The organism is Rhodococcus quanlei, from assembly GCF_055231015.1.
This window is the reverse complement of the sequence record NZ_JBUYWD010000020.1, coordinates 102,707-110,021: the sequence shown is the minus strand read 5'-3', so window position 1 is coordinate 110,021 and position 7,315 is coordinate 102,707. Positions and strand designations below refer to the sequence as shown.

Annotated in this window: 7 protein-coding genes; 5 read left to right on the top strand and 2 right to left on the bottom strand. The window is 62.5% G+C overall.

Annotated features, from left to right (window positions below):
• Positions 1-84 precede the first annotated feature (84 nt).
• Positions 85-747, bottom strand: coding sequence for a TetR/AcrR family transcriptional regulator (locus ACZI8Q_RS15265; RefSeq protein WP_463374401.1), 663 nt, complete (start codon positions 745-747; stop codon positions 85-87).
• Between the two features lie 357 nt (positions 748-1,104).
• Between ACZI8Q_RS15265 and ACZI8Q_RS15260 the strand changes: the two genes are divergently transcribed.
• From ACZI8Q_RS15260 to ACZI8Q_RS15240, 5 genes are all read left to right on the top strand, one after another.
• Positions 1,105-2,046, top strand: coding sequence for a DUF3152 domain-containing protein (locus ACZI8Q_RS15260; RefSeq protein WP_463374400.1), 942 nt, complete (start codon positions 1,105-1,107; stop codon positions 2,044-2,046).
• A 134-nt stretch (positions 2,047-2,180) separates the two neighbouring features.
• Positions 2,181-3,386, top strand: coding sequence for an adenylyltransferase/sulfurtransferase MoeZ (moeZ, locus tag ACZI8Q_RS15255; RefSeq protein ID WP_463374399.1), 1,206 nt, complete (start codon positions 2,181-2,183; stop codon positions 3,384-3,386).
• Positions 3,387-3,431: 45 nt separating this feature from the next.
• Positions 3,432-4,286 carry a TIGR02569 family protein gene (locus ACZI8Q_RS15250; RefSeq protein ID WP_463374389.1) on the top strand — a complete coding sequence of 285 codons (855 nt, stop codon included), beginning with the start codon at positions 3,432-3,434 and terminating at the stop codon, positions 4,284-4,286.
• Positions 4,287-4,348: 62 nt separating this feature from the next.
• Positions 4,349-4,795: a hypothetical protein gene (locus tag ACZI8Q_RS15245; RefSeq protein ID WP_463374388.1), complete on the top strand. Its 447-nt coding sequence runs from the start codon at positions 4,349-4,351 to the stop codon at positions 4,793-4,795.
• 241 nt (positions 4,796-5,036) lie between these two features.
• A complete protein-coding gene (locus ACZI8Q_RS15240) occupies positions 5,037-5,195 on the top strand; it encodes a hypothetical protein (protein ID WP_463374398.1) in 159 nt (52 codons plus the stop codon).
• Positions 5,196-5,879: 684 nt separating this feature from the next.
• On the opposite strand, the gene ACZI8Q_RS15235 is transcribed toward ACZI8Q_RS15240, so the two are convergent.
• Positions 5,880-7,250, bottom strand: coding sequence for an LGFP repeat-containing protein (locus ACZI8Q_RS15235; protein ID WP_463374387.1), 1,371 nt, complete (start codon positions 7,248-7,250; stop codon positions 5,880-5,882).
• Between the last annotated feature and the right edge of the window lie 65 nt (positions 7,251-7,315).

Below are 7,315 nucleotides of genomic sequence, written 5' to 3'. Positions count from 1 at the left end.
TGGGCGCGGCCGGCTGGCGCCCCCCAAACCTGGGGGGGGCCCCGCTGTCCCGGGGGGCCCCCTCCACTGTCTGGCGTCTGGTTGTTACTGCTCGGACTGCAGGGGAACGCGCGAGAGTCCGCCCCAGGCGAGGGTGACCGTGATGTCGACGGCCTCCTCCTTGGGGATCGGACGGGCGGCTTCGAGCCAGTAGCGTGCCGTGAACTGGCTCGCGCCGACGAGCCCGACCGCGAGGATGCGTGCTCGATAGGGGTCGAGGCCGGAATCGTGGCTCACCAGGTCGAACACCGCGTCGACGCAAGCCTCGGTGGCCTGCTCGACACGGGTTTGGACCTGCGGCTCACCCATCAAGTCGGACTCGAAGACGAGCCGGAAGCCTTGGGTGTCGTTGTCGACGAAGTCGAAGAAGGCCTGGACGGCCGCACGAACACGCTGCTTGTTGTCGGTAGTCGAGCGCAGAGCCTGGCGGACGCCGGCGATCAGGATGTCTACATAGCTCTGCAGAACGGCGACATACAGTTCGACCTTGCCGGGGAAGTGCTGATACAGAACTGGCTTGCTGACGCCTGCGCATTCGGCGATCTCGTCCATGCCTGCGGCGTGGTACCCACGGCTGACGAAGACCTCGCTCGCTGCGGCCAAGAGTTGTAGCCGTCGTGCGTCCCGCGGCAGACGAGTGCTCCGACGAGTCGTGGTGGTCGTCGTCGCTTCGCGCTCGAAGTTGGTCCGATCCGCGAGTTCGGTCATGTCGCTTCCCATCTGCGTATGTACTCCTGGTCACATCATTGGAATGATGTGACCCCTTGAACGATACCTGCGCGAACGATTTCGGGTGCGTCCGGTGTGCCGGGGTGTGTCAGGTCGTCAGGTCCCGTCGGCTGGAACGCCGAGGCGCTATGGTCGTTGGGCTCGGACGAGACGGCTCCGAGATCGTGAAATTCTGGCCCCGAGAGTCTGGGACCAGTGACCTACCGAGGAGGACCGCGCGTGCGTAGTCGAACTCCCCAACGCGACGGCGAGGGAGATTGGCAATCGCGAGCCGATGGCAGGTGGGAACCGAGCCACCCGGACGAGAGCTTCGCGCACAGTCGTTCGCATCAACCGTTGCGTGCTCAATGGGATCCGACGAAGCGTGAGGTCAGAGCTAGGGGGTCACGGCCGGAACGTCAGGTCAGGAAGCAGAGCAAGGTCGGCCGGTTCGTCTCCATGTACGGCTGGCGGGCATATGCGATACCGGTGTTGTTCCTGGTCACGATGGTTGTCGTCGTGGACGCCTTGCGGGGCGCCGGTACCGATCAACCCGCTGTGGCCGAACAACCCAATTTTGGAACCTTGTCCGATGAACCCGAGGGGTCCGAGGTGATCGGTGTGCCGCCTTTGGCCGACGGCAGTTTCGCCGAGTCGATCGCCAGCGGCACCCTCCCGGACGGCGGACCGTTCACGGAGACGGGTGCGGGAACCTGGCATGTCGTGCCCGGTACGTCGGAGAAGGTGGGACAGGGCACCGAGCGTGAGTTCACCTATTCGGTGGAGGTCGAGGACGGGGTCGATACAGCCGGTTTCGGTGGTGACGAATCCTTCGGCCGGATGGTGCAGCAGACCCTGTCGAACCCCAAGAGTTGGACACACGATCCGCGTTTCTCGTTCCGTCGGATCGACCAGGGTGAGCCGGATTTCCGGGTGTCGTTGACGTCTCAGATGAGTATCCGCGAAGCCTGTGGCTACGACATCGAACTCGAGGTGTCGTGCTACAACCCGGCGATCGACCGCGTTCTCATCAACGAGCCACGCTGGATTCGCGGAGCCATCGCGTTCCAGGGCGACATCGGCTCTTACCGGCAGTATCTGATCAACCACGAGGTCGGGCATGCGATCGGCTATCGCGAACATCAGCCCTGTGAGGCCGACGGGGGCCTTGCGCCCGTGATGATGCAGCAGACGTTCGGTACGGCGAACAACGACATCGCGAAACTCGACCCCGAAGGTGTGGTCCCCATGAACGGTATGGAGTGCAACTTCAATCCGTGGCCCTACCCACGCGGCTGAGAAGGGTTCTCGAAGTAGTGACAGGGGTCCTCGAAGTAGTGACAAGGGTCCTCGAAGCAGACAGTGGGAAGATCCCGCGGAGCAGAAGCGTTGAAATGGGCAACGTTCGTCTAAGGAGTGGGCTCGTGAATGCTGTGAACGCCGCGCCGTATGGTTCCGCGCAGTCCCGTCCGCTGCCGCCGCTGGTGCAGCCGGCAGCCGAGCTGTCTCGCGACGAGGTCGCCCGCTACAGCCGCCACCTCATCATTCCCGACGTCGGTATGGACGGTCAGAAGCGGCTCAAGAACGCCCGAGTCCTGTTCATCGGTGCGGGGGGTCTCGGTTCGCCGGCGCTGATGTATCTAGCCGCAGCCGGCGTCGGAACCATCGGGATCGTCGAGTTCGACGAAGTGGACACCTCCAACCTGCAACGCCAGATCATTCACGGTCGTTCGGACGTGGGGCGTCCGAAAGGGGAGAGCGCCCGCGAGTCGATTCGTGAGATCAACGAGCACATCGAGGTTCGACTACATGAGGTGCGGCTCGACACGAGCAACGCCGTGGAACTGTTCTCCGAGTACGACCTCATCCTGGACGGTACCGACAATTTCGCCACCCGGTACCTCGTCAACGATGCAGCGATTCTGGCGCACAAGCCGTATGTGTGGGGGTCGATCTATCGGTTCGAGGGCCAAGCATCGGTGTTCTGGGAAGACGCCCCGGACGACCGCGGGCTGAACTACCGCGACCTCTATCCGGAGGCACCGCCCCCGGGCATGGTGCCCTCGTGCGCCGAAGGGGGAGTGCTGGGTGTGTTGTGCTCGTCCATCGGCTCGATCATGGCCACCGAGGCAATCAAGTTGATCACCGGTATCGGCGAGAGCCTTCTCGGCCGGCTGATGGTGTACGACGCCCTCGACATGACCTACCGGACCATAAAATTGCGCAGGGACCCCGACCGTGTTCCGGTCACCGAGTTGATCGATTACGAGGCATTCTGCGGGGTGGTGTCCGAGGAGGGGGCCGCCGCCGCTGCAGGGTCGACGATTACCGCGACCGAGCTTCGCGATCTCATGGGCACGGAATCGGGGGTGGTGCTCGTCGACGTCCGCGAGCCGGTCGAATGGGACATCGTTCACATTCCTGGGGCCGTGCTGATTCCGAAGGGCCGTATCCTGTCGGGTGAGGCGTTGGCCGAGCTTCCGCAGAACAAGCGGATCGTGTTGCACTGCAAGACCGGTATCCGATCCGCTGAAGCACTCGCGGCCGTGAAGAAGGCCGGATTCGCCGATGCCGTGCATCTCCAGGGCGGCGTGATCGCGTGGGCGAACCAGGTCGACCCCACCTTGCCGGTTTATTAGGCGCGCCTACCGAACTGTCCGCTGCGCAGCGGTAGCCTGACGAACGTGAGCACCGGCCAACCTCCCCAGCACGTGTGCTCCACGTTCGGCCTCCGCGAAGTCGAACCCATCCCGCTCGGTGCGGATTGGGACGGCGGGTGGCTGTGTGGAGACGTGGTCCTGTCCGCTGTCGCCGACCACGCGCGCGCGGCCTGGTCCGCGAAGGTACGCGAGACCATCGAGGTGGACGGGGTGCGTCTGGCCCGCCCGGTGCGTTCGACCGACGGCCGCTATGTGGTGTCCGGCTGGCGCGCCGACACTTTCATCGAAGGCTCACCGGAGCCTCGCCACGACGAGGTCGTCTCGATGTCGGGCCGGCTCCATGCGGCAACGTCGCAACTGGATCGTCCACGGTTTTTGGTGCAGCCGCCGGTGCCGCCGTTCGCCGAGGTGGATGTGTTCGTGGCTGCCGACCGGGCTGCGTGGGAGAAGATCCCGCTCCGAAGCGCCAAGGGTGCCGAGCAACTCGAGACTCCTTCGCCGGATGGACGTCAGAGTTTGGAGCTGATCGCAGGCTTGGCGTCGTTGCGTCTGCCGGTGAACAGCCCGGATCAATTGGTGCACGGCGACCTGTTCGGCACCGTGTTGTTCTCCGGTGCGCTGGCTCCGGGGATCACCGACATCACCCCGTATTGGCGTCCGGCATCGTGGGCTGCCGCCGTGGCAGTGGTTGACGCCATCTCGTGGGGCGGCGGCGACGAGGCGCTGATCGGCCGATGGGAAGATCTTCCCGAGTGGCCTCAGATGTTGCTGCGGGCGGTGCTGTTTCGGCTCGCCGTTCATGCGCTCCACCCACGCTCGACCGCCGAAGCGTTCCCCGGCCTGGCTCGCACCGCCGACGTCGTGCGCCTGCTTCTGTAACGCGCTCCGCCGCCGCCCTGATGTGACAGGGTAGAGACGTCAGGCAGATGGGGTGATTCGCGATGCATCGAGCATTAGCCGCATGTATTGGCACCGCCGCGATGGTGGCGGCGATGGCCACGGTCAGCGCCGGTGTGGCGTCGGCGCAAGAGGTCACGACCACGTTTCAGGTTCCCGCAGTCGGGTTGACCTCACTCCCGATCGGTTTCCTCACCCTCGAGGCGAGCGCTGGACCGCAGCCGGGAACCACCCACATCCGCACTCTGAGTCAGTGCTCCGTCATCAACCCGTCGGTGTGTCAGGGCTTCGTTCAGGGCGTGCACGTGCACTGGTTGAACGTGAATACCGGAGCCAGCGGTAGTGCCGCCATTCCGTCCGGAAACTGGGCTGCGACCGACATTCCGCCGCCCGCAGCCGATGTGGCAACCGGGCCCGGGCGTGTAATTGCCACGGTCACCGTCGACAATGGTGGGGTGACGCCGGGCTTCGGCACGTTTCAAGTCAGTTAGGCTCCTCGCTCTGGAGTGCGCAACGCCGGCATCGCGATCGCCCGAATGGTCAAACAACTCCGGCCGCTCCGGACCTCCGCCATCGCCATCAACGGCGTCACCGAAGAGTTCCCACCGAGATATCGCCAGCTCAGCTAGAAATTCTCGCTCGCCTGGGCCTCGAAACGGGGCACTAAGTAAAATGTCCTAACTCAGGTCAAAAGCGGCTCGTGGACTTGCCATCGTGACCCAGAGCTACAACATGTTGTTGACCGCGGTGCGTGCCAGTGAGGAGCGCGTCACTGCAGAACTCAAACAACGCTGGCGTTGCCTTCAATCAACCCGCCTGTGTCCAAACAGGATCGGATCGATCGTTGCCGCGGACATTGTCCTGTCAACGCTCCAACGCGGGAACTACTGAGAAAGCCTCATTGGACTAGTATTTTCAGCCTTCCCGCACGCAAGGAAGCACATATAAGCGTAATAATTCCTAGACCCACAGTTAGGCCGATCATTGAAAAACCAACTCCGACCCCTTCTTGACTTTTCACCCCATTAGCCAAGCCGATGGACATGGCTGTCGAGAAGCCTGCTGCAGAAAACAATGGTGATATTAGAGCTCCCGACTTCACTCTCGTCGCATACATCGAAGTTAGGACAGCGAACGCTGTTAGTATTACTCCTAATGCCGCTATTTGCCAGGCGGGAAAATTATTCGGCGGTGGATAGCTGGGCCCGTGAGCGCCGCCGCCCTTGTCTTCAGCTGTCCAACTCAGCCAGCCCGCACAGGCGATAAACCCCAGAATGAAGGCCAAAACTCCTACTTGATAGCGCGATAGCTTCCCCGGATGACCCCATCGAGGCCAGAAACCGCGACTCAAGGATCCGGCGGTCCATTCGGAAACCTCGAAACCGGGGGACCTTCCCATCCGCCATATCACCAGAGAAGCTACCACTGTGGGGACTATGACCAGAGGGATTTCTAGAGAGGCAAAGTGGGACGGAGAAAAAGTACTCCATGACACTGCGTGATCCCTTCGTTTCTTATGCTCGGACACCTGCTCGTCTTGCGGGGATGTCATCGGAGCGAATAGTGCCGATTACCCTAAAGTTCATCGAGGTGACTACCAGTTACAAATACCCAATACACGTCTCGAAAGTCGCGGCACCCGTATCGACGCGGGTCAAATCCCGAATACACGTTACTGCAGATTGTTCCCATGTCGTCCCATAGTTGACTGTTGCATGGGTTGTAGCCGTCGTTGGTTGCGTCAGCTTCGTCCATGCACATATCGTGTCGCGCGCATCCTCCGCTGAATTCTGCATTCTGGCCAGGGGAGGGGAACTGGTCTGGAGAGCTTGAACAATAGTCGTGGCGTGCGTACTTGGCTGGAATTGGCGATTGGTCGTCCTTCACACATCCCCAGTAGTCATAGCTCGAGGGAATGGAAACTCCACCGTACTGTTCCTGCGTGGAGTCTGGAATGGAGCAGAGGCTCGCGCGCAGTGAGGCCTCAGGAACGTCTGCCGGGCTGAAAGTAGCGCCTTGACTCTCTAGCCATTCCACAAGGAGACTGTTGACAATTTCACCGTTGAAGGTCTCTACGCCTGCGTCTTTTGCAAGGGCTTTCCCGTCAAGTTTCTTTAGTTGAAACTGTTGCGACATTGCGATAGGGACGACTGCGTCAAGCTCGGGATCGCCGACGGGGTATCCCCACTCCGATTTCTCGTACCCTCTCATGCTCCATATGTGCAATGGAATGCCTGTGATTTGGTGGGCGCCGGTGGACGGATGCCAGTAGATGACGCCGCGTTGGAAGCGGTTCATGCGGCCTGGGCCGTCCGGGAGGATGACCTCGTCGCTGGTGGGGTAGCCGAGGAGTCCGCCGGGTGTTTCCCAGCCGACCGTTCCCCACTTGTCGCGGATGGCGCCGCCGATGACGGCGAGGCCAGGGCCAGGCAGGCTGTTGTGCCAGTAGATGGCGGCGTTGGCGGTGTCGAAGTGTTGGCGGCTGCCGATGTTGTCCCCGTTGGGGATTTCGTCGCTGGTGGGGTAGCCCATCCAACCGGCTTCCCAACCGTGTTCAGCCCATTTGGTCATGAACAAGGGTGTGATCGGGTGGGCGCCGGTGGCGGCCGACCAGTAGATGCTGCCGTTCAGGAACTCACTACGGGCGCCGGTGTTGCCGGGATTCTGGTACTCCGGCGAGGTCGGCCACCCGAGGAAGCTGGCGGGTCCGCCCATGGCGTTGTACTTGTCGCGGATCGCACCACACACTGCGTGCGGGGACGGGGTGTAGAACTGGCAGTTCGCGTTGGCGACCATGGCCATCCGCTCGGACAGTTCCGCGTCTTCCTGACTGATCCCCTCCGGCAGCGCCGTGCGCTGCATGCGCGACCTCGCATCGGCGGGCAGCTCGGGGAGCTGATCGGCCGGCACGGTCAGTGCGTACTGCTGGGAGCGGACCAGGTCCATGCCGGTCGGCGCCGTCTTGCCCGGCTCACGCTCGGGCTTCTCGACATCGACTGCGGCAGAAGGAG